The organism is Halobacillus locisalis (assembly GCF_013694105.1).
Taxonomy (GTDB): domain Bacteria; phylum Bacillota; class Bacilli; order Bacillales; family Halobacillaceae; genus Halobacillus; species Halobacillus locisalis.
This window is the reverse complement of record NZ_JACEFG010000001.1, coordinates 53480-75219: the sequence shown is the minus strand read 5'-3', so window position 1 is coordinate 75219 and position 21740 is coordinate 53480. Positions and strand designations below refer to the sequence as shown.

Genomic DNA, 21740 nt, shown 5'->3' with positions numbered 1-21740 from the left:
GAGTGATTGGAAGTGGACAAAAATAAAGCAGGTGCTGGGGGCACCTGCTTTATTTTTGATAGTCATAACAAGCTTGTTCTAACTCTTTTGCAATCTGTTTTGTTTCTTCCCAGCTCTTAGCGGTTGCTCCGGCAGCCATCGGGTGTCCCCCGCCATTGTGGTCTTCTGCAATTTTGTTGATGACTGGTCCTTTAGAACGCAATCGAACACGGATGCTGTCCTCTTCTTCCACAAAGAAAACCCATGCTAGAATTCCTTCGATATCCCCAAGTATACCTACCAGTTGACTCGTTTCTGAAGCAGTCATTTCATATTCATCTAACACGTCTTTCGTTAAAGGGATCGTCGCATAGCCTGCTTCTTCAAGAGATAAATTTTGTAAAATATGTCCTTTTAGTTTCGCAACACGCAAAGATGTCTTATACATCTCGTTATAGAGCTCCTTGCGATCGAAATCATAATGGACAAGGTCAGAAGCATAAGTCAATGTCTTAGGTGTTGTACTCGGGAAGAGGAAGCGGCCTGTATCTCCGACAATCCCTGCATAAATGAGACGAGCACCTTGATCGGACAATACGCCTCCCTCTTTCTCCATATGTAAAAATAACTCATAAATCATCTCACATGTGGAGCTTGCCGTCGTATCTACCCATTGGAGATCACCATAAGCATCGACGACTGGATGGTGATCGATTTTGATCAATTCTTTTCCTTTGTCATACCTTTGATCATCAATACGTGCCTGATTGGCCGTATCACATACTATCACCAAGGCACCCTCATAGTCTGAGTCCTTCACTTCATCCATACGAACTAGAAAATGCAGGGACGCTTCTTCTGAACCCGTCACATAAACATTCTTTTCCGGATAGTTTTTCTCTATCAATTGAGCCAGGCCGGCTTGTGATCCATAAGCGTCTGGGTCCGGTCGAACATGGCGGTGGATGATGATCGTGTCATATTGTTTAATTTTTTGAACAATGGCTTCTAACATTGTATTGCCCCTTTCCTTGTTTCTCCCTCATTAAACCATAGATTTTTATCTAACAGGTAGCCATATGAATGAAAACAAGCTACAATAGTAGAGAAAATCCAAACATGCAGGAGTCGATTCATCGTGATTATTTTTCCGATTCTTATTTTACTCTCTTTTGTTTTATATATTTACTACAAAGTAATGATTACTCGAGCAAAAGATTCGTTAACACAGGTTTATTTGAACAGCAAAGCGAAAATCTTTCTTGGTGGTTTCATTTTCTTTTGGGGAATAAACCAATATCTCTTTTACCAAACAAAACTTTCTCTTATTATAGGCATCGTCTTTCTCATTTTAGGAGCCTATCAAGCTCAAACGGGTTGGAAAGCTACGAAGCACTACCGAAACGAATACCGAAAGCAAGAAACATCAACAACGTAAAAAGATCGCTGCTAAAAAGGCAGCGATCTTTTTTTATTTAGATAAGAATGGTTCGCTCTCTAGCGATCAATGAGTTGCGCCATGAGTAAAGCTTTCCCTACAATCGTTCCTTCAAAGTGGACTTCAACATCTACTTTTGCAAACTTGCGTCCAACTTCTAGAATCTGTGGCAGAATTTCTATTTCACTCTCTAGTTGAACGGGTTTGATGAAATAGACAGAGATGTTCTCAACAACTAAATCCCCTTTTTTATGCTTACGCAATAGACTGCTGGATGCTTCTGTAATAAGGGAAATGAAGACTCCATACGACATCGTCCCGAGTTGATTCGTCATCTGCGGCGTCACCCTGGACCTTAATCGCTGTGATTTCCCTGTCGTTTCGATAATCTCTAACTGATTGGTGGCTAAGTCGTCGATTGTTTCTCCGACTTGCGGTTGCCTCTGAATATGTTGGAGCGCTTTCAATACATCTTGTCTTGAAATGATTCCTTGAAGGTGCTGAGATTGATCTACGACAGGCATAAGTTCAATGCCTTCCCAAACCATCATATGTGCCGCGTTGGCAAGTGACGTGGTTGTGTTAACCGTCATCGGGTTTCTTGTCATCACTTTATCAATACGTACCGTTACATCGTTTGTGATGACATCTTTTGAGGTGACAATCCCAACCACTCGATTATTCGAATCGACAACTGGGTAACGATTGTGTTTCGTTTCCGCATTGTAATCGTACCACTGTTGGACCGTATCGGTCGTCTTTAAATATTTAGAGTCTTTAAAGGATGTATAAATATCATCGACCATGACAATTTCCTTCTTGATCAATTGATCGTAAATCGCACGGTTGATCATGGTAGCGACCGTAAAGGTATCGTAACTCGTGGAGATGACCGGCAATTTCTTTTGATCCGCCAATTGCTTGACCGAATCTGTCGTATCAAATCCACCCGTAATTAAGACGGCAGCTCCCTCTTTCACGGCTAGCTCATGAGCATTTGTACGGTTTCCGACAATGAGCAAAGAACCCGCTTCCGTATAGCGCATCATCGCCTCTAACTTCATCGCGCCGATGACGAACTTGCTCAACGTTTTGTATAGCCCTTCTCGACCTCCAAGCACCTGTCCATCCACCACATTCAAAATCTCAGCGAACGTCAACCGTTCGATGTTCTCTTTTTTCTTCTTCTCAATCCGAATGGTCCCTACACGTTCCATTGTGCTGACGAGGTCTTGGTTTTCCGCCTCTTTAATGGCACGATAAGCGGTTCCTTCACTGACATTCAAGGCTTTCGCAATCCCGCGGACCGAGATTTTGCTTCCAACCTCTAAAGATTCTATATGTTGAAGTATCTGTTCATGTTTCGTAGCCATTCGATTCACCATTCTTTCTAACTGTACTAATCCAACCACCTATATTTGTTATTATACAGTTGATACAGTTACACCGCAATTACCGTTGAAAAAAGTAAGGAGAAGTCAGCAAAACACCCCTTCACCGATTGTCCGGTGAAGGGGTGTTTGGTGAATATTATAGGTCTATTGAATCTCCCGGCTGTAATACAGTCCCTTTTCCAGGAGTCACTTTCGAAGCGAATGCTTCACCATCCTGATTGATTAAATCGAAGGTGTTATAGTGAACCGGAACGACCTGTTTCGCCTGAAGCCACTCGGCAGCTACAAGCGCATCTTCTGGTCCCATCGTAAAGTTATCTCCAATCGGCAGGAAAGCGAGGTCAATGTCATTTCGTTCACCGATCATCTTCATATCAGAAAATAAGCCTGTATCGCCAGCATGGAAAATCGTTTTCCCCTCAATGGTCAGAAGGATGCCAGTTGGCATGCCCGTGTAAACGATGGTGCCGTCCTCTTCTGTGTACGAAGAACCATGAAAGGCTTGTGTGAATTTCACATGACCAAAGTCAAACTCATGTCCACCACCAATATACATCGGGTGGGCGTTCAATCCTTGGTTTCCTAGATAAGTAGCCAGCTCGAACGGCGCTACTATTTGTACATCACTACGCTTAGCAATCTCCAACGTGTCTCCCACATGATCGTTATGTCCGTGCGTTAGTAAAATGACGTCTGCCTCGACTTGGTCTGCATTTAAATCCGTATTTCCATTTTCCGAAATAAACGGGTCAAATAGAATCGTCTTTCCGTTCGATTCAACTTTTACAACTGAATGTCCATGATATGACACTTTCACTGATACCACTCCTTAAGATCATTGATTATCCTCACTTAATAGTGTCTCCAGGCTTGTTCATACTTTTGGATCAAGTGGGGATCTATGAGAGTATTGGGCTTTAATCGAATACTCTCACCTTCACTCGTTATGATTTCCCCATCTTCATCTTTCCCAAACACTGTCAATGCAGGTAGTACGTCCTCGGATAAATAAGTGGTATCTTCTTGGATTTTCAAATCTTCTACGTTAATGGGGTTACGACTAGCCATGATGAACCCCCAATTTCCGAAACTCGGAATGTCTACATGGAAATTCTCTGTGAACATTCCAGTCGCCTTCACAGTCTCATTAATCGTCCAATAGACTTCTGTTGCGAACACGGGGGAGGTCGCCTGAATCATCGCAGCACCACCCGGTGATAAATGATTTCTCACTAATGAGTAGAATTCTCTTGTATAGAGCTTATTCAAGCTTTCATTATTCGGATCAGGCAAGTCAATGATAATGACATCATAGAATTGATCCGACTCTTCCAAAAACGTAAAGGCATCTTGATTCTTCACCGTCACTCGTTCATCGTCAAGACTTCCATGGTTAAGCTCTAACAAGTGGTAATTTTTCCGTGCTAACTCTGTGACTGCGGGATCCAAATCAACTAACGTAATCTCTCTGATGTCCTTATAGTCCAGCAGTTCTTTTGCTGCTATGCCATCCCCTCCGCCTAAGACTAGCACTTGCTCGTGAGCGTCTGCATAAGCCATAGGTGGGTGAACGAGTGTTTCATGATATCGATGCTCATCTGTTGAACTGAATTGTAAAGAACCATTGAGGAATAGGCGTGTATCTCCTTGTTCTTTCGTCAAGACGATTTTCTGATACTTACTTTCTTCCATATGAATGATTGGATCTTTATACAATTTTTGTTCAAAAGAAAAAGCCATTTCTTCCCCGAAGAATAATCCGGCAATTAAGAGAGCAGCAATGACGGTAGCTGCTGTAAGATGAACCTTCATCCGTTTGATTTCGGAACGGAATAAGTACAGGACAATGATGGCTACAGCTAAATTGATGCAACCTACAAAAAACGCACTTTTGACCATCCCCATTTGCGGGCGCAGGTAGAAGGCGAACAATAGGCCCCCGATCAATCCTCCTGCATAATCAGAAAATAAGACTCGCGCCGTACTCCGGTTCAATTCGACGCCGATTTCATTCGCTTTTCTAATGAGTATAGGAAGTTCTAAACCCGTTAATGCTCCGATCGTGAATGTGACTAAATAAAGAAATAGTGCATCTGATCCGGCTGGTGCGAAAGCCGTCATACCGAACATGGCAAAACTGGAGAATCCCCCAATAAGCGCAACCATGAATTCAATCCAGACGAATGCAATGATCAACTGCTTCATGACACGTTCACTTAAGCTTGCTCCTACTCCCATCCCCGTCAAGAACAGACTGATCGTAAGCGTGTATTGTTTCACTCCGTCACCTAGTATGTATGAACCTAACGCGCCGAACAAAACTTCAAAGATAATCCCACATATGGAAACAATGCCTGATGCCCAATAAATAAAGTGACTCTGCCTAATTCCCCTTGCCTCCACTGTTTTCACTCCCAATTCCGGTAATACTTTTTTCGTAATCAAAAGCCACTATGGTCAACTTCATAGTGGCTTTCAACATCTATTTTCATCTTTAGATTATGTAATCGATGCTCCGATTACAAAGGCCAACCCTATGGAGACTCCCATAGAAATGATTCCTACAGCCGTATTGTTTTCTTTCAATTTCGTTTCGACCGAGAACTTCCGGGTGAATAATTCAAATAATAAATACGCAATCATTTGTAACACCATACCGTAAGCTCCCCAAATCAATGTATCCCAAACCGTAAAACTATGATAAATGGCAAAGGATAACACGATGCAAATTCCTATAATCTTACCTGAGATCGACATGGCAATCGCCTGATTACCATTTTTGACTTCATCCCAGTCTTTATACTGCCTCGTCAAAAATTCGAAAATAGCTAATCCGATAAGTACAATTACAATAGCGATCACAAAATAACCCAATGTTGCTAAGAACGGTCCCATTATAAATAGCCTCCTTTATTTTCCTGTTCCTGGTCCGCCACCTCTGTTGCTAGATCCTCTGAATGAACCAGACCCTCCAGAGTTCAATCCGCCGTACATCCCATATCCACCATAACAGTCTCCTGTTTGCCGGCAACGGTTCTTCCGCTTCTTGAACCAGTCGTCCACATCTAATACTTCATCCAAAATATAGTAAGCGAGTAATCCATCAAAAAAGCTCGGAGAGTAGTTGTTCTTCACAAACTGATCACTTGCCAATTCAATCGTTATGAGGCCTGGTTCAGAGTTACTTTCTTGAATGATGACAAAGTTATCGGGATAAACCAGTACTTGCTTATCGCTTTGACGTTCACTGATTTCTTGTGGTTGAATCTGACCCGACAATTCATCAGCCACTTCAGGTAAAGTCAGCTCTTTTGTCATATAGATTTTTGATATTCCTTGGTTGGTCTGTACCGTATCCAATAAAGGAAACGACTGCTGAATCAGATTCTCTATGTCATTCGCTCCCGCATTCCTTATCGTATCCAATATCTCTGAGCGACTAGGTTCACTAGGCAGTTCATTGTATGTATCTTCTGTATTAGACCCTGTCATTCCTCTAAGCGGGCTTCCACCATCACCAAACACATTAAAAAGCAATACGACTGCAATGATGCCTACGACAATGATCCCTGCAAAATCTTTCATGTTAGATCCTCCTTCCTCCAAAAATAGGCGTGCCTAACGAATGTCCGTTAGGCACGTTCTCATTCTTATTCACTCGGATACAAGACTGTTATTCTTTATTCATTTTCTTCTTAAGTTCCGCTAGTTCATTATCCACGCTGTCCTTATCATCCATGGCATCGAACTCATCATCCAACGAGCGGCTTTCAGATGACATATCTTCACTCGTTTCCGCTTCTGCTTCATAACGCAGGACTTTCTCTTCCATACGCTCGAAGCCTTGACGGGATTCGTCACCGCCGATACTAGACATCGTGCGGTTCATCTTCGTACGCGTCTTCGCGGATTCAGCACGAGCTTTCAAGGAATCTTTCTTAAGCTTCATTTCTTGATACTCTTTCTTCATATCATCCAGTTTTGAACGTAGGTTGTTGGAATCTTCTTGAGCACGCTCTAAAGATGCTTTGAATTGATCCGCTTGATCTTGTTGATTTTTCTTATCTTCTAGTGCGCGGCGCGCTAAATCTTCATTCCCTGCTTCGATGGCTTTTTCAGCCTGCTTCATACGCTTATCCACTAATGCTTGAGAGTCATCGTACTTACGCTTCAACATTTTCTCATTAGCAATCTGTTTCGCTACTGCAGCTTCCGCTTCACGAATATCGCTCTCCATATCACGCATGAACTGATCCAGCATTTTCACCGGGTCTTCCGCTTTATCTAACATCGTATTTAATTCTGAACCGACTACTGTCTTTACTCGTTTGAAAAATTTAAACATGTAAATGCCTCCTTGTTATTTTGAACCTGCAATAATTTTGATCTCATAGGACTCGATGTCGTAACCGTAACTGACTTCGACCTCACTTCCCCAGGACTCTAGGCTCAAGTACGTTTCCTCATCTTCAGAGATGTAATCCGCATATCGAGTCGAGCGGCCGTTGATGTTTTCACTACGACCTTCTCCTGTCACTTGCGCCTCACCCTCTTCATCTTTGAAGTAGGTGACACCATCATATTCCAGTTGCTTCGGAAATGGTGTAGACACAGGCAACTTGACGGTCTCATACATCCCTAGCTCTAATTCGTCATCCATTTCAGCGGCTAACCATTTTGTAGAGTTTCCCTCTAGCAATTGATAACTATACCACTTGTAAGAACCATCCCGGTATGTGATTTTACCTACCACTTCATAATCCACAAGATCGTATGTGATGATATCTCCAATTTCAATGTTTAGTACGGTTCGTTCTTTCACTTCGGGGGTCTCTTTTTTGTTAGAAAAAAGCTTTGAAAAGAATCCCAAGTGCTCACCTCTCCTTCAACTTTGACCTCGTGTACCTCTATGTACGGTTCAACCAAGGCAATGGTTTCATTTTTTTATTTATTCTTATTATAACAAATCGAACAGGTTCCATGATAACCTACCTTTTCTTAAAATGAAAAAGATTCCCATCACAGGCTAGAACAAACCACCGTTCACAGGAAAACTCCTCCAAATCATCCTCCGTTAGCAACCAAAGAAGTGGGGGCATGAATGTTCATATTGAAAAAAGCCAGCAAGGCAAAAACCCGCTGGCTTGTTCCATTATTTATTGATTAAACTTCTTGCATCTGCATACTCTAAGCCTTGCCCTTCTGCTACCGCCTGGTATGTAACATACCCTTCTAGCGTGTTCATTCCTTTAAGCAACGCTTCATTATCCTGACATGCTTTTACATATCCTTTGTTAGCTAACTGTAAAGCATAAGGCACCGTAACGTTCGTAAGCCCGATTGTGGATGTACGTGGAACCGCACCCGGCATGTTCGCTACCGCGTAATGAAGCACTCCATGTTTTTCATAGGTTGGGTTATCATGCGTCGTAATTCTATCAGTCGTCTCGAAGATACCACCCTGATCAATAGCCACATCGACAATAACCGATCCTTCTTTCATGGACTTCACAACGTCTTCATTAACCAGTTTCGGCGCTTTGGCTCCTGGAATGAGAACGGCTCCGATCACTAAGTCAGACTCCTGTAAGGCTTCTTGAATATTTAAAGGGTTCGACATAAGTGTGTTAATGTCGGAACCAAAAATATCATCTAATTGACGCAAACGCTCTGGACTTAGATCGATGATTGTTACATCGGCACCAAGTCCCATAGCGATTTTGGCAGCATTGGTTCCAACTACTCCCCCACCAATTACGGTTACACGTCCTCGACGCACACCAGGAATACCACCTAGCAAGATCCCCTTCCCACCATGGGATTTCTCAAGGAATTGAGCTCCGATTTGAGAAGCCATACGACCGGCCACTTCACTCATAGGTGTAAGCAAAGGAAGGGAACCATTAGATGCCTGGACCGTTTCATAGGCGATCGCTACGACTTTATTGTCCACAAGAGCTTTCGTTAAATCTGGCTCTGGTGCTAAATGTAAGTAAGTAAATAATATAAGTCCTTCATAGAAATAATCGAACTCTTCTGGAAGCGGCTCTTTTACCTTCATGACCATTTCTTTGCTCCACGCTTCTTTTGCTGTGGATACAATCGTCGCCCCTGCTTCCGTATATTGTTCATCTGTAAAACTAGACCCGAGACCTGCTGCTGCTTCAACAAATACTTCATGTCCCGCATTCGTTAACGTTACCACTCCCGCGGGTGTCATAGCCACACGATTTTCATTGTTTTTTATCTCTCTTGGTATTCCAATTTTCACGGCTATTCTACCTCCCATTCCATTCTCTATCATTCCCAGAGCTTACCGTTCACACCAAGTGCACGAAAGCCTTTTCATTGTAACAAAATCGACAGGAAATACAACTGTTTTTTTGCCGATTTATGACCCTATAAATGCCGATGGATGACATCCAATCCACCCGTCACTTCATAGATTGTTCCCGTAATCATATCCGAGTCTTCATGGCAGAGAAAATCAATCGTACGCGCAATGTCTTCCCCCGTGCCCGGCCGTCCTATAGGCGTCTCTTCATCATGTGTGGATCGACCTTCTGCTATCGTTGCTTCTTTCCAATCACCAAGGATCTTACCCGGACAAATCATGTTCGAGGTAATCCCGTGTTCGGCTTCCTCATAAGCGATGGTCTTCGTTAGCGAAACCAACCCTACCTTTGCGGCTGCAAAGGCAGAACGATAAATCCAACCAGAGGCCTCCCCCGCTCCTTGAAATCCATAGTTGATGATCCGCCCGAATTTTTGATTTCTCATATAGGGCACCGTCAGTTTCAATAAATGAAAGACAGCGTCTAGGTTTCCTCTAACCATAGCATCCCATTCTTCGGTCGAATAATCCATCAATTTTTTTCTCTCGAAGATGTAGGGGCCTGCGTTGTTCACTAAATAATCAATACGACCGAAACGCTCGTAGGCTTCTGTTACAATCCGAATTAAGTCTTCCTTCTTTGTCACATCCGCTTGAATCAGTTGAATGGATTCTTGATGTTCAGGAAAGTCACGCAAGAGCTCCAATGCTTTATTTTTATCCGTCCTGTACGTGACCGTGACAGAAACCCCCTTTTTCAAGAAGTTCTCCGTCACATTTTTCCCTAAACCTTTTGTACCTGCTGTTATAATTGCATGTCTCATATCCATTCCTCCTCTTTCAATCTTCCTATATGTAAGCCTGTATCATTTTGTTTACAAGTACCGCTCCCTTCTGTACAATGAATGCGGCAGAAAGGACGTGCAACCTCATGAGAGCAACCTCTCGTAAAACCATGATTGAAACAATCGGGTTAGAATCGGTTCCAAAAGAACAACAGAACACTCCTTGGTACCGTTTCGCCATCATTCAAATTGCGATTGCTGCGAATGCCGGAAACTTCTTAGTTCCTGCTCTAGCTGTATTAGAAGGGGGCTTATCCTTTTGGGCTGGTGTCATATCTACATGTATAGGTGCCTTGCTAGGCTTTTTATGCGTCTCATATTTATCGCTACCAGGCGCACGGCTCGGCATTCCAGCTCAATATTCCATCCGCACCATGCTCGGTGTCCAAGGAACACGCTACTTATCCTCTCCGATCAGGAGCATAACTTCCCTCTATTGGTTCAGTGTACAAACAATCGGTGGTACATATGTCATTCAGCAGCTCATTCTTAGAATTTCAGGAAGGGAACTCCCTTTTTTGCTCTTCTCTATACCTTTATCGATTTTAATGGTCGTCATTGCCATCATCGGTTTTGATGCTGTAAAAAAAGCGACGACCTATTTTCTTCCGTTGCTTCTACTTGGTGAAGGGACCATGCTGTACCTATACTTTACTACAAATGAGGGAATAGGTTCATGGCTGACGCTCTCACCTGCGCCTATAGAGATTTCCTGGCCCAGTTTCTTCTTCTTTTCTAGTTTAGCTTTCGTACAATATGTTTCTGGAGTCAGTGCCTCTGCGGATATGACGCGATACGCGAAAACCCCTTCTCACGGGTTCTGGGGTTTGCTTGTCGGTAATGGAATCGGTTTTTTCATTACGGCCTTTATAGGGTGTGCGTCAGCGTATTTATTCCAAGACATCAACCCTTATGTATCTTCTAGTAACCAAACGCAGTCCCCGATCTTCATCAGCATCATCACGCTGACTGCGATCGTGTCCATGGTCTCGATTAATATCAGTAACGCCTACACAGGTGGCTATAGCTTATTGAACACCTTCAGTCGTCTGTCACGCGTTCAGAGTGCCGTATTATTCGGGGGCGTCGGCGTACTATTGAGCGGATTTCCAGAACTCGTCACGGAAGCTGAGTCCTATATTTCCATGCTCGGCGGCTTGATCATTCCTATTTCAGCTGTCATAACGAGTGATTATTTAATTGTGAAGCGGCTTTATTTAAATGACCGAGCTCTTTCTCAACTTACCAAAACCTCGAGCATTAATCCGTGGGCTATGATTTACATTATAGTAGGCGGTGTCGTTTACTTTTCTTTACCAGATGAATGGTCTCCGGGATTCCTTACATTCCTGGTCATATTCATAACGTATCCAATCGTCATGAAAAACAAAACGTGGGGCGATTAATTCCTCCTGCATGAAAGATCCCATCAACAACCAAGTCGATGGGATCTTCTTTTATGACTTCTTATTCTCTTCTGAGGCCTTTACCCCTGATTGATAGCTTTCGTTAAGAGCACTCATCAATTCAAGTTCTTGCTGCGCTTCTTTTTCCATCGGGTTAACTGGTTTTTTCTTCTTATCCATTTCATCACCCCCACCTTACTTTTCACAAAATAGTTTGAATTATTCTTTTTTCTTATAAACGAACCGATGGTGACCGTGATATAATAGCAGTATAAAGGGAAGGGGGAATTCACGATGACTTTTGAGTACAAAGATATCGTTGTCGCTGTGGATGGATCTGAAACTGCTGAGGTGGCTTTTAATAAGGCCATTGATATCGCAAACCGAAATGAGGCAAAGCTGATCTTATCCCACGTCGTCGATACGAGGGCTTTCGCAACGGTTGAAGCCTATGATCGTTCACTCGCCATTCGAGCTGAGAAATATGCAACGGACTTGCTGAATGATTATCAGACAAAGGCGACAGAGGCGGGTATTAAAAATGTCGTCATTGACATCGAGTATGGATCCCCTAAAGTGAAAATCGCAAAAGATGTGGCACCTAAACATCAAGCAGATTTAATCATCTGTGGAGCCACGGGTCTGAGCACGATGGAGCGCTTTTTCATTGGCAGTGTATCCGAACATATTACGAGATATGCTACTTGTGATGTCCTGGTTGTACGTGCGGATGAAGAAAACGAATAAAGAAAAAAGCGCCGCTCTCCGGCGCTTTTTTCATGCATCTTTCCTTAGTTCTCTCACTACATGCGTCATCTCTGGAGAGATCAACTTCTCCATAGCTAATCGTACCGCGCCACTAGACCCAGGCGTAGCGAAAATGGCTGTTGTCCCTTTCGTTCCTGCGATGGCTCGTGATAACAAAGCAGCAGAACCGATATCTTCCGTATAGCTTAACATTCGGAACAATTCACCGAATCCCGGAATTTCTTTATCGATGATAGACTGGACTGCTTCTATCGTAATATCACGCTTCGCTATCCCCGTGCCTCCATTAGTCAAAACGACATCAATAGCTGGGTCAGATACGCCCTCCTCTAAATGACTCATAATCGACGCCTTCTCATCTTTAACAATCTCATATTTGACTACTTCATGTCCCTTTTGTTGAAGTTCTTCCATCATGAATCGGCCGCTCTTATCCGATTCCACTGTGCGCGTATCGCTGATGGTAAGAACCATGCACCGAACATGGTCAGGCGCTTCTTTTTTATGTTCCTGAACCGACATCAGACCTACTCCTCTCCAACTGTAAATGACGATATTGATAGAATCGTAAAGCAAAGTCGGTGACCCGCTTCGTTAAATGGTAATTTGAATAAGCGCCTATCGCTATGCTAATGAAGGGAAGCCCCTGAAATATCTTTTTACGGAACATAAGAATGAATAGTGACTTCAGCCCCTGTTTAATTGGCTGATCAAGCCACCTCTCATTCGTCAGTTGATCATTACCTTCGTAGATAAAGGGATGCTCTTGATTATCCAATTCATCCATCAACTCTCGCCAGGCTCTTGCTTGCATTCGTTTCGGCAACGTCGCAGCATGAAAAACCTTCAATGAAATCATCATTTCATAGGGATGGTTCATTTCGTGACCAAATGTTAACCCGATGAGTTGAACAGACCTAATATTCATAATCATCATTAACGGGAAATCAATGCCTAATAACAACCATCCGCCAGTTCCTGTTAATCCACCTTGCGTGAACGAATAGAGACGACCTCTCGCTTTATGTTGTTCGGCTATGTATGTCAGTTGATCAATCGTCAACTCATGCTTCATGTCCTCAATTTTATTGATATCACTAGAGATCGCACGCCCGACGGTCAGGATACGTTCCCTCGCATCGTTTTGGAATGAACTCCCTTGCAAGAAGGCATGGGTATGAAAGAACCAATCGTCCAATTTAGAGAAAAATTTCTCCTTCATACCAGGATCGATCTGTTCAAAGTTTTGTGTAATCCAATCGTCATACATCATTTCAAAATCGTTCGGTTCGTAAGTTTTGTATTGATCCAGCCATTTTTTCACATCGTGCGCGACACGTTCTTGTGACATATTCAAGACCCTCCTACACCGAATTTCTTACTTTTATTGTATCTCTACCTTATTCAAAAGAGCAAGTATCTAGAAATTTAGCGCTGTGAATTTTTACAATATTGGATTTTATCTCCACCCAGGAAATATGATCTTGTTTCAGATTACCCCCCATATCTTGAAGACTCAATTTTCAGATAGTTTGGTGATTTCCGTTGCCTAGAGTAGTGTCAGAAGGTCCGGGAAATGACTCACTTGCTTTTATGAGGGGAACGGAAACATCAGATGAGTTGGATCACCTCAAATAAACAGTATGTGCGGGTATTTTGCTAGCTAGCGCATTGTTCATGTAGACGGTTCGTTCCGCTATATGTTGATAGGGATGGTTTTGAAACAGCGAGACCCCACAGGGAGTGTCAACGACCGAGGAGGCTAGGCGGCTCCCCCGCAGGAAAGCGAGTTGTTTCAAAACCACCCCCCTACTACTAATTAGGTGACGACCCCTGACCGATTCTTGAACCATTATTATGGCAGAAATAAAAAAATCCCCCTATAAAATAATAGGGGGATGGTGACGACTTATAGACCTTTTTCTACTGTATCACGCGCAATCATGACTTCCTCATTCGTCGGAATGATCATGACTTTAACTGGTGAGTGCGGGTAGTTTACGAATGCTTCTTTTCCACGAACCTGGTTCAATGAAGGATCCCAGTAGACACCCATGAACTCAAGACCTTTCAGTACACGTTCACGAATAGAAGTACTGTTCTCGCCTACACCTGCCGTGAAGATGATGCCATCGATTCCGTGCATACGAGATGCATATGAACCGATATACTTGTGGATTCTTGCAGCGAATACTTCTAGTGCCAATTCCGCACGCTCATCGCCTTGCTCTGCTGCATCTTCGATATCACGAAGGTCGCTTGAGAAACCAGAAAGTGCGAGCATACCACTCTCTTTATTCAGTACGTTCATAACTTCATTTGCCGTTTTACCTGTTTTCTCCATGATGAATGGAATCAAAGCAGGGTCGATGTTACCTGAACGGGTACCCATTGTTACTCCAGCAAGTGGTGTGAATCCCATAGACGTATCAATGGATTTTCCACCTTCTATTGCTGCGATACTCGCTCCATTACCAAGGTGGCAAGAAAGCAAGCGTAACTGTTCAACGGGGCGGCCTAACATCTCAGCGGCACGCTCAGATACATACTTGTGGGAAGTACCATGGAAGCCATATTTACGAATACCATATTCCTTGTAGTACTCATAAGGAAGGCTGTACAAGTATGATTGTTCTGGCATGGATTGGTGGAACGCCGTATCAAACACTGCGACGTGTGGGATATTCGGAAGCACTTCGCGGAATGCATTAATTCCAGTCAAGTTAGCCGGATTATGCAAAGGTGCCAGGTCAGATACATCTTCGATTTCACGGATGACTTCATCTGTAATCAATACGGATTCACTGAAACGCTCTCCGCCATGAACAACACGGTGACCGACACCGTTGATTTCATCCAAGGATTCAATGATTCCATTTGCAGTAAGCTTGTCCAACAACATGGTAACAGCTACACCGTGCTCTGGAATATCTGTAACGGTTTTATCTTTCTCATCATTAAATTCAATTGTGAAGACTGCATCGTCTAGTCCAATTCGTTCTACTAGACCTTTTGTAACAACTGTTTCTTCAGGCATTTCAATCAGCTGAAATTTCAGCGATGAACTACCGGCATTTATAGCAAGAATTTTATTACTCAACGTTGCTCATCCCCTTAAAATTAGGTTCGAATATTACTACCACTACTATTTAATCACCCGTTCTCTTCGATTTCAAGGCGGAAAGAACATGATAACGTTTACTTCTTATATTCTCTATTTTCACACAATTACTGCGTCTTATACTGATCGAACCATTGATTCATCTGAGCTAGGATATCGGACATGGCCTCAGGGTTTTTGAAAGACGGAAGTTTGACTAATAACGCCTGCTTCGGTGGCTTCGTCTGTTTCCCTTTCTTTTGTAAGATCAAGATACTCTTACCATGTTTTTCATCTTTGAATAATGAATCAGATAATTGCAGCATGCCGACAATATGAGCATGTTCGCGAAGGTAAGCATTCAACTGTTTGGACTGGTCACTATCAAATAAGAAGTTCGGAACGACGAACATCAGGTAGCCTCCGTCCTTCGTGTAGTTCAATCCTTGTTCGATAAATAGGTGATGAGAATAAGAATGATCTTCCTCCGCTTTCAATTCATACTTGGAGGCCTGAACATCATCCGGATAATACCCAACTGGTAAATCTCCTAAAACAAAATCAACCGGTTCCATTAGAAATGGTCGTAAGCTGTCTTGGTGAAAGAATTCGATTTGATTCTTTTGAAGATTCGCATTTGTAACAGCAAGTTGGATTAACGTAGGATCGACTTCACTTGCGTAGGCGGTCACGGGCATATCGAGCTGATTCATGACGGATGTTAATAAGTTACCCGATCCAGCCGCTAAATCAAACAGTTTCAAACCTTCCTCACCTTCGAATAATTTAGAGGCAATGTAGCCCATAAACATCGCTACGGAATCAGGGGTAATCAGATGCTGTTGTTGTGTGGCTCCCTTCATGCCTTTTAATATAGTCAATTGGACGGCTTTACGTACTTCTTCCTTTTCGAATTGATCTTTCGATATTTTAGCCAACTCATTGTTCAATTGAGTTTGGAGAGGCTTGCTCATATCTTTGAAAGGTTGACCGTTGAATAATACGTCGAGCGTCTCTGCAATCGCTTCTAGATATGTGATGTTCATATCTTCAGATACCGTTGTGGCGGTATCATCAATCCATTGGAATAATTGTTCGACTTGTTGTTGCTTCATCGTTATTCTCCTTCAGCAGGTGTATTTCAAAAGAAATGGGCGCATCTGTTACGAAACAACATGCGCCTAAGGTCTTCTGATCTTCGATTATCACTATTTCAACCATATCGAAATATACAGCAGGATTCAACAAAGACGCTGTTGACGGACTTTTGTGAATATTGAGTGCGGTTTCAACAGGAAAATGATAAAATGGCAACATCCACTACATAAAGGAGGATTTATTGTGTCCGATCAACGCAGAAACTTATTTTTCTATTATCACCCGAGTCATGAACTCGATGAGAAACTGACTCCTCTCTTTCAACTGGCAAGCGACAATGATTTCAACGTAGTTAATGAATCCAAAGAAGCGAATATCATCATCGCAATTGGAGGCGATGGCACTTTCCTTCAAGCCGTTAGAAAAACAGGCTTCCGACAGGATTGTCTTTATGTAGGAATCCGCAGCCATAACGAAGCGGGCTTGTATTGTGACTTTGATATTGATGATCATGATGAAATGATCGCCGCGATGAAAAACGCAGAGGTCGAAGTTCGACGCTTTCCTGTCATTGAAGCGACCGTCAATGGTGAGTCCACCTATCAGTGTCTTAATGAATGTAGCGTCCGCTCCACATTAATTAAATCGATTGTTGTGGATGTGCATATTGATGACCTTCACTTTGAAACGTTCCGAGGAGATGGGCTCGTGATCGCTACACCGACCGGAAGTACCGCCTATAACAAATCAGTAAACGGAGCTGTGGTCGATCCAAAATTACCTTGCTTCCAAGTCAGTGAACTTGCCTCTTTGAATAACAACCGATACCGCACCTTAGGTTCATCCTTCATTTTGAGCGGAGAGCGCACGTTAAAACTTGATGTTCGCCAAGATGGGAATGACCATCCTGTCATCGGAATGGATAATGAAGCCTTCTCGATCCGTAACATCCGTGATGTGACCATCAAACTGAGCGATGATGTCATCAAAACAGTAAAAATGAAACACAACACGTATTGGGACCGCGTAAAACGTACATTCTTGTAAGTAATCAGCTAGTTGTATAACTAAAAAAACGTCCAGGGGTGGCTTTCCCTGGACGTTTTTATTGTGAACGTTGCCGCTCCCTTACTACCTTTGATACACGATTTGATCATCCACCACCGTCATCATGACGTTCGCGTCGGCCAATTCATGTGATTTCAAAGCAAATAGATCGCGGTCAAGCACCGTAAAGTCTGCTACGAACCCCACCTGGATCTTCCCTTGAACATCTTCTCGAGCTATTGCTTGTGCACTGCCCGTAGTATAAAGGGCGATCGCTTCATGAACAGACAGCCGCTCCTCAGTCTGATACACTTCATGATCATAGGTTGCCCGGCGATCGACGGCTGCGCGAATTCCTAACAGTGGGTTGATCTCCTCAATTGGTGCATCAGAGCTTCCCGCACACATTATGCCTGCATCTAGAAGCGTCTTCCAAGAGTAGGAACTTTTCAGCCTTACATTTCCGATCCGGTCCAATACCCACGGGAAATCGGATGCAACAAAGGTTGGCTGAAGATCTAGAACGACGCTCAAACCTTTGAGTTTTTCAATTAATTCAGGTCGAAGAATTTGAGCATGAATAATCCGATCACGCTCGCCTGTCTTCAGTGGTTGTCTTTCAAGTTCATCAGCAACAGCTTCTATGGCAGCATCCCCGATGGCATGGACAGCGACAGGCATTTGACGTTTTCTCGCCTCGAAAATCAATGATGCGAGTTCCTCTTTAGTGTGAATGGCTACTCCGCTATTTCCAGGGTCATCCGAATAATCTTCAGAAAGCCACGCTGTCCTACCACCTAGAGCGCCGTCACTAAAGATCTTGAGCGCTCCTAATTCAACATAACGTGTCCCTTTTTTATATCCTAATCCTTCTTGATCGACATCCTCTATGACGCCGTGATGAACGAGAAGGTGTGCACGAAACGGATGGTCATGCTCATTAATGACATCAGTAAATGCATCATACGTCTTTTTGAAACCACCATAATAATTTAAATCTTCACTATGGCCCCCGACAAGTCCATATGTATGCATGTCCTTGACGGCCAGTTCAGTCGCTTTCCTAAGGTATTCTGGCGTCACTTCCGGCATCGCCTTCTTAATCAATTCTTGTCCCTGATCATGGAAATAACCCGTCGTTTCTCCAGCCTCATCACGGACGATGACTCCTCCTTGTGGATCAGGAGTATCTGTCGTGATTCCCGCCATCTCAATGGCTTTTGAATTCGCCAACAGGGCATGGCGGCAAACTCTCGTCAACATCATAGGGTGATCAGAGGAAATGTCATCAAGCTCGCCTTTATGTATGATCCGCTTTTCCTCCCATTGGTTCTCATTCCATCCATCTCCAATGATCCACTCACCAGGAGAAAGTTGTTCAGCATGCTGCCTGAGTGCTTGTTTCACTTCTTCAGCGGACTTCATAAAGGAAAGATCCAATCGCATCAAGCGCTCGCCATGTCCAATAATATGGAGGTGACTATCTGTGAATCCCGGGTACATGACCGCTCCTTTTAAATCATGCTCTTCCTCTATTTCTTTTTTATAGGTTTGGTAAAGTTCATGAGTCTCGCCTATTGCTACAATCCTCCCATCCTTCGTGACAACAGCCTCTACCCAATCCCCTTCGTGTTTCATTGTATAAATTTTACCACCGTACCACAGCTTCACATCGACCCATCCTCTCTATGGTTTAGTACTACATATACCATAATCGTGCTTCAAATAGAAACCATAAGTAATCGAAAATTCTAAAAAAACCGTCCCACATAAATGTGGAACGGTCTATTTTCAGAATAAATCCTTGAATTCATCCTCTTGATGAAGACGTTTTCCATCCTGTAATTCTATCGTGTAAGTTTCCGCTAACGCTTTATCTAAATCTTGGGAGAAATCAACGCTTGATTCATAGTAATTAGCGTTTTCTTTAGTTGGTTTTGTTTTAGGTGCTTTTGGAACAAAGACGGTACAACAATCTTCATAAGGACGAATGGAAATGCCATACGTATCAATTTTTCTAGATACATCAATAATCTCCAACTTATCCATCGCAACGAGCGGCCTTATAATCGGATAGTTTGTCACGTCATTGATCGCACTCATACTTTCCATTGTCTGACTGGCGACTTGCCCCAAACTCTCTCCTGTTGTAAGGGATAAGATCCCTCGTTGGTCCGCTAACTTTTCACTCAGACGCATCATCATCCGCCTCGTTATCGTCATGCTGTAACCTTCAGGCATTTCCCGGGCTATTTTCTGTTGGATCTCCGTAAACGGAACCACGTGAACCTTAATCGAGTTGCCATAATTAGACAGCTGTTCAGCTAAGTCAATAACCTTTTGCTTAGACCTTTCACTCGTATAAGGTGGAGAGTGAAAATGAATCGCCTCGAGATCCACTCCTCGTTTCATCGTCAAATAGCCGGCTACAGGGCTATCAATTCCACCTGAGAGCATAAGAAGCGACTGCCCCGTTGTACCTACAGGAAGTCCACCCGCTCCAGGGTAATCTTGAGCGGTGATATAGGCGGCATCATTTCTTACTTCCACCTTGATTTCTACATCCGGGTGGTGCACATCTACCGTCACACCCTCCGTATTTTGAAGAATGTGACCGCCAAGAAGGGGATTCAACTCTTGTGAAGGAATCGGAAACTCTTTGTCTGACCGTTTGGCCGATATTTTGAACGTACGAGCCCCTTTAGCATCGTTAAATGCAAGGAGCACCGCTTCTTTCAGCTGTTCTTCAGACTTTTCCACCTTCACAGCAAAACTTAGACTGTGAATACCGAAGACCTTTCGGCATATTTCCATCACTTCATGAGGATCTTCTCCGTTTAAGAGAACGTACATCCGGTCCTTCGTTTTTTTAATCTTCGTAGCTGGATAAGCTTTTAACTTTCTTATGAGATTTCTTTGTAATTTTTGTTCAAACGAACGACGGTTTTTCCCTTTCAAGGCCATCTCGCCGTATCGAATTAATATATGATCGAAATTCATGATTTATCGCCCCATCGTTGCTTGTAATTTTTCAATCTTCGAATTCAGGGTTTGTACGAAAGTCCTTAATTCATCTTCCGTATTTTCGTAAGAAAAACTGACTCGTAAAGCAGAAGTAGTACGGTCGCTGTTTAATCCACATGCCTGAAGAATAGCACTTACATCAGGTTCTTTCGACGAACAAGCAGATTTCGTAGAGATGAAGATATCTTCCTCCCCTAATGCATGGATCATCACTTCTGGTCGATAACCAGGCACGGAGAAATTGAGGATATGAGGCGCACCGTTCTTCGGTGAATTGATGACGACCTGTTGATTCTCAATTAAGTCATGCCACAATTGATTACGGAGCGAAGACATATGCGCCCGTTTATCTTCTTTCTTCTCTAATAGTAAGCGAAGCGCTTTGACAAAAGCAACGTTCCCTGCAAGGTTCTCCGTTCCAGCACGTGCTTCAAGCTCTTGCCCTCCTCCGTGAAGTAATGGAAACAGAGATACGTTATTTTGAACGATCAATGCACCTGTACCCTTCAGACCATGAATCTTATGTCCGGATACCGTGCAAAGGTCGATAGCATATTCTTTTATAGGCAAATCTATTTTACCAAGTCCTTGAACATGGTCCACATGGAAAAATGCCTTTGGAAATGGACGTACAATCTGTCCTATTTCTCGTATAGGTTGAATCGTACCAAGCTCATTATTTACAGACATGATACTCACAAGAATCGTATCTTTTCTCATCGCATCCGATACATCAGAAGGTTGAACCTTTCCCTCTGAGTCAACCGGAAGATAGGTCACCTCAAAACCCAAGGACTCAAGTGCACGAAATGCTTCCATCACAGATGGATGTTCAACGGAAGACGTGATCATATGCTTCCCTCTATTTTGATGCATAAACGCAATACCTTTGATCGCCATATTGTTCCCCTCTGTACCTCCAGATGTGAAGATCACTTCTCGTGAATGTACACCGAACAACTGAGCGGCCTGGGTTCTTGATTGTTGCAGCAAACGTTCTACTTCACTACCGAAGCGGTGAACGGAAGATGGATTAGCATAATAGACATCCGCTACTTTCTGATAGCTTCGAAGAACTTCTTCATGTGGATGAGTCGTGGCACTATTATCTAAATAAATCATGGGTTTTGGTCTCCTTTTCTTGAAATTCCAAACCACTATACTATCATACCATTTATATAAAGTGAAACTACAATAAGGGGGCTTTTTCCCTTATTGTTAGTTGAACCAATCGGGCCTTTACTTGCCGTTTCCTACCACCACCCCCTCACTCTGCCTTCAACTATGGAAGTGGTAGGATTACGGCT

The 21740-nt window shown here is 43.1% G+C and carries 22 protein-coding genes; 4 read left to right on the top strand and 18 right to left on the bottom strand.

Annotated features, from left to right (window positions below):
- Positions 1-49: 49 nt before the first annotated feature.
- Positions 50-994, bottom strand: a complete 945-nt coding sequence (locus H0266_RS00360; RefSeq protein ID WP_181470414.1) for a DHH family phosphoesterase — start codon at positions 992-994, stop codon at positions 50-52.
- Between the two features lie 123 nt (positions 995-1117).
- On the opposite strand from H0266_RS00360, the gene H0266_RS00355 reads away from it, so the two are divergent.
- Positions 1118-1417, top strand: coding sequence for a YtpI family protein (locus H0266_RS00355; protein ID WP_181470413.1), 300 nt, complete (start codon positions 1118-1120; stop codon positions 1415-1417).
- A gap of 59 nt (positions 1418-1476) precedes the next feature.
- Here H0266_RS00355 and H0266_RS00350 read toward each other — a convergent pair whose 3' ends face one another.
- The 9 genes from H0266_RS00350 to H0266_RS00310 form a co-directional block, all read right to left on the bottom strand.
- A complete protein-coding gene (locus H0266_RS00350) occupies positions 1477-2790 on the bottom strand; it encodes a DRTGG domain-containing protein (RefSeq protein ID WP_181470412.1) in 1314 nt (437 codons plus the stop codon).
- Between the two features lie 157 nt (positions 2791-2947).
- Positions 2948-3628, bottom strand: coding sequence for a metal-dependent hydrolase (locus tag H0266_RS00345; protein ID WP_181470411.1), 681 nt, complete (start codon positions 3626-3628; stop codon positions 2948-2950).
- Positions 3629-3663: 35 nt separating this feature from the next.
- Positions 3664-5214 (bottom strand): polyamine aminopropyltransferase, encoded by a 1551-nt coding sequence (locus H0266_RS00340; protein WP_181471671.1) that lies wholly within the window; start codon positions 5212-5214, stop codon positions 3664-3666.
- Between the two features lie 96 nt (positions 5215-5310).
- Positions 5311-5706: a DUF350 domain-containing protein gene (locus H0266_RS00335; RefSeq protein WP_181470410.1), complete on the bottom strand. Its 396-nt coding sequence runs from the start codon at positions 5704-5706 to the stop codon at positions 5311-5313.
- Between the two features lie 15 nt (positions 5707-5721).
- Entirely contained in the window at positions 5722-6396 is a 675-nt protein-coding gene (locus H0266_RS00330) for a DUF4247 domain-containing protein (RefSeq protein ID WP_181470409.1), read from the bottom strand.
- Between the two features lie 88 nt (positions 6397-6484).
- Entirely contained in the window at positions 6485-7156 is a 672-nt protein-coding gene (locus H0266_RS00325; RefSeq protein ID WP_181470408.1) for a PspA/IM30 family protein, read from the bottom strand.
- A 15-nt stretch (positions 7157-7171) separates the two neighbouring features.
- Positions 7172-7681, bottom strand: a complete 510-nt coding sequence (locus H0266_RS00320) for a DUF4178 domain-containing protein (protein WP_181470407.1) — start codon at positions 7679-7681, stop codon at positions 7172-7174.
- Positions 7682-7963: 282 nt separating this feature from the next.
- The gene (ald, locus tag H0266_RS00315; RefSeq protein ID WP_181470406.1) at positions 7964-9082 is read right to left on the bottom strand and encodes an alanine dehydrogenase; all 1119 of its coding nucleotides are present in this window, start codon (positions 9080-9082) and stop codon (positions 7964-7966) included.
- Positions 9083-9210: 128 nt separating this feature from the next.
- Positions 9211-9975 (bottom strand): SDR family oxidoreductase, encoded by a 765-nt coding sequence (locus tag H0266_RS00310; protein WP_181470405.1) that lies wholly within the window; start codon positions 9973-9975, stop codon positions 9211-9213.
- A 101-nt stretch (positions 9976-10076) separates the two neighbouring features.
- Here H0266_RS00310 and H0266_RS00305 point away from each other — a divergent pair, with 101 nt between their 5' ends.
- A complete protein-coding gene (locus tag H0266_RS00305; RefSeq protein ID WP_246363568.1) occupies positions 10077-11396 on the top strand; it encodes a purine-cytosine permease family protein in 1320 nt (439 codons plus the stop codon).
- A 51-nt stretch (positions 11397-11447) separates the two neighbouring features.
- Here H0266_RS00305 and H0266_RS19550 read toward each other — a convergent pair whose 3' ends face one another.
- Positions 11448-11576, bottom strand: coding sequence for a hypothetical protein (locus tag H0266_RS19550; RefSeq protein WP_281374188.1), 129 nt, complete (start codon positions 11574-11576; stop codon positions 11448-11450).
- Between the two features lie 114 nt (positions 11577-11690).
- Between H0266_RS19550 and H0266_RS00300 the strand changes: the two genes are divergently transcribed.
- A complete protein-coding gene (locus H0266_RS00300) occupies positions 11691-12143 on the top strand; it encodes a universal stress protein (RefSeq protein WP_181470403.1) in 453 nt (150 codons plus the stop codon).
- Between the two features lie 30 nt (positions 12144-12173).
- Here the strand turns inward: H0266_RS00300 and H0266_RS00295 are convergent, their stop codons facing one another.
- The 4 genes from H0266_RS00295 to H0266_RS00280 all read right to left on the bottom strand — a co-directional run bounded on the left by H0266_RS00295 (position 12174) and on the right by H0266_RS00280 (position 16379).
- On the bottom strand, positions 12174-12686 hold the full coding sequence (locus H0266_RS00295; protein ID WP_181470402.1) for a MogA/MoaB family molybdenum cofactor biosynthesis protein: 513 nt from the start codon (positions 12684-12686) through the stop codon (positions 12174-12176).
- On the bottom strand, positions 12667-13515 hold the full coding sequence (locus H0266_RS00290; RefSeq protein ID WP_181470401.1) for an EcsC family protein: 849 nt from the start codon (positions 13513-13515) through the stop codon (positions 12667-12669). Before H0266_RS00290 ends, H0266_RS00295 begins: the two co-directional genes overlap by 20 nt.
- 558 nt (positions 13516-14073) lie before the next feature.
- A complete protein-coding gene (locus tag H0266_RS00285) occupies positions 14074-15264 on the bottom strand; it encodes an acetate kinase (protein ID WP_181470400.1) in 1191 nt (396 codons plus the stop codon).
- 128 nt (positions 15265-15392) lie between these two features.
- On the bottom strand, positions 15393-16379 hold the full coding sequence (locus tag H0266_RS00280) for a class I SAM-dependent methyltransferase (protein WP_181470399.1): 987 nt from the start codon (positions 16377-16379) through the stop codon (positions 15393-15395).
- Between the two features lie 226 nt (positions 16380-16605).
- On the opposite strand from H0266_RS00280, the gene H0266_RS00275 reads away from it, so the two are divergent.
- Entirely contained in the window at positions 16606-17409 is an 804-nt protein-coding gene (locus H0266_RS00275; protein WP_343063166.1) for an NAD kinase, read from the top strand.
- A gap of 84 nt (positions 17410-17493) precedes the next feature.
- On the opposite strand, the gene H0266_RS00270 is transcribed toward H0266_RS00275, so the two are convergent.
- The 3 genes from H0266_RS00270 to H0266_RS00260 form a co-directional block, all read right to left on the bottom strand.
- Positions 17494-19080: an amidohydrolase family protein gene (locus H0266_RS00270; RefSeq protein ID WP_181470397.1), complete on the bottom strand. Its 1587-nt coding sequence runs from the start codon at positions 19078-19080 to the stop codon at positions 17494-17496.
- A 120-nt stretch (positions 19081-19200) separates the two neighbouring features.
- On the bottom strand, positions 19201-20409 hold the full coding sequence (gene thiI / locus H0266_RS00265; RefSeq protein ID WP_181470396.1) for a tRNA uracil 4-sulfurtransferase ThiI: 1209 nt from the start codon (positions 20407-20409) through the stop codon (positions 19201-19203).
- A gap of 3 nt (positions 20410-20412) precedes the next feature.
- Complete coding sequence (locus H0266_RS00260) at positions 20413-21555, bottom strand: cysteine desulfurase family protein (RefSeq protein WP_181470395.1); 1143 nt, start codon at positions 21553-21555, stop codon at positions 20413-20415.
- Positions 21556-21740 lie beyond the last annotated feature (185 nt).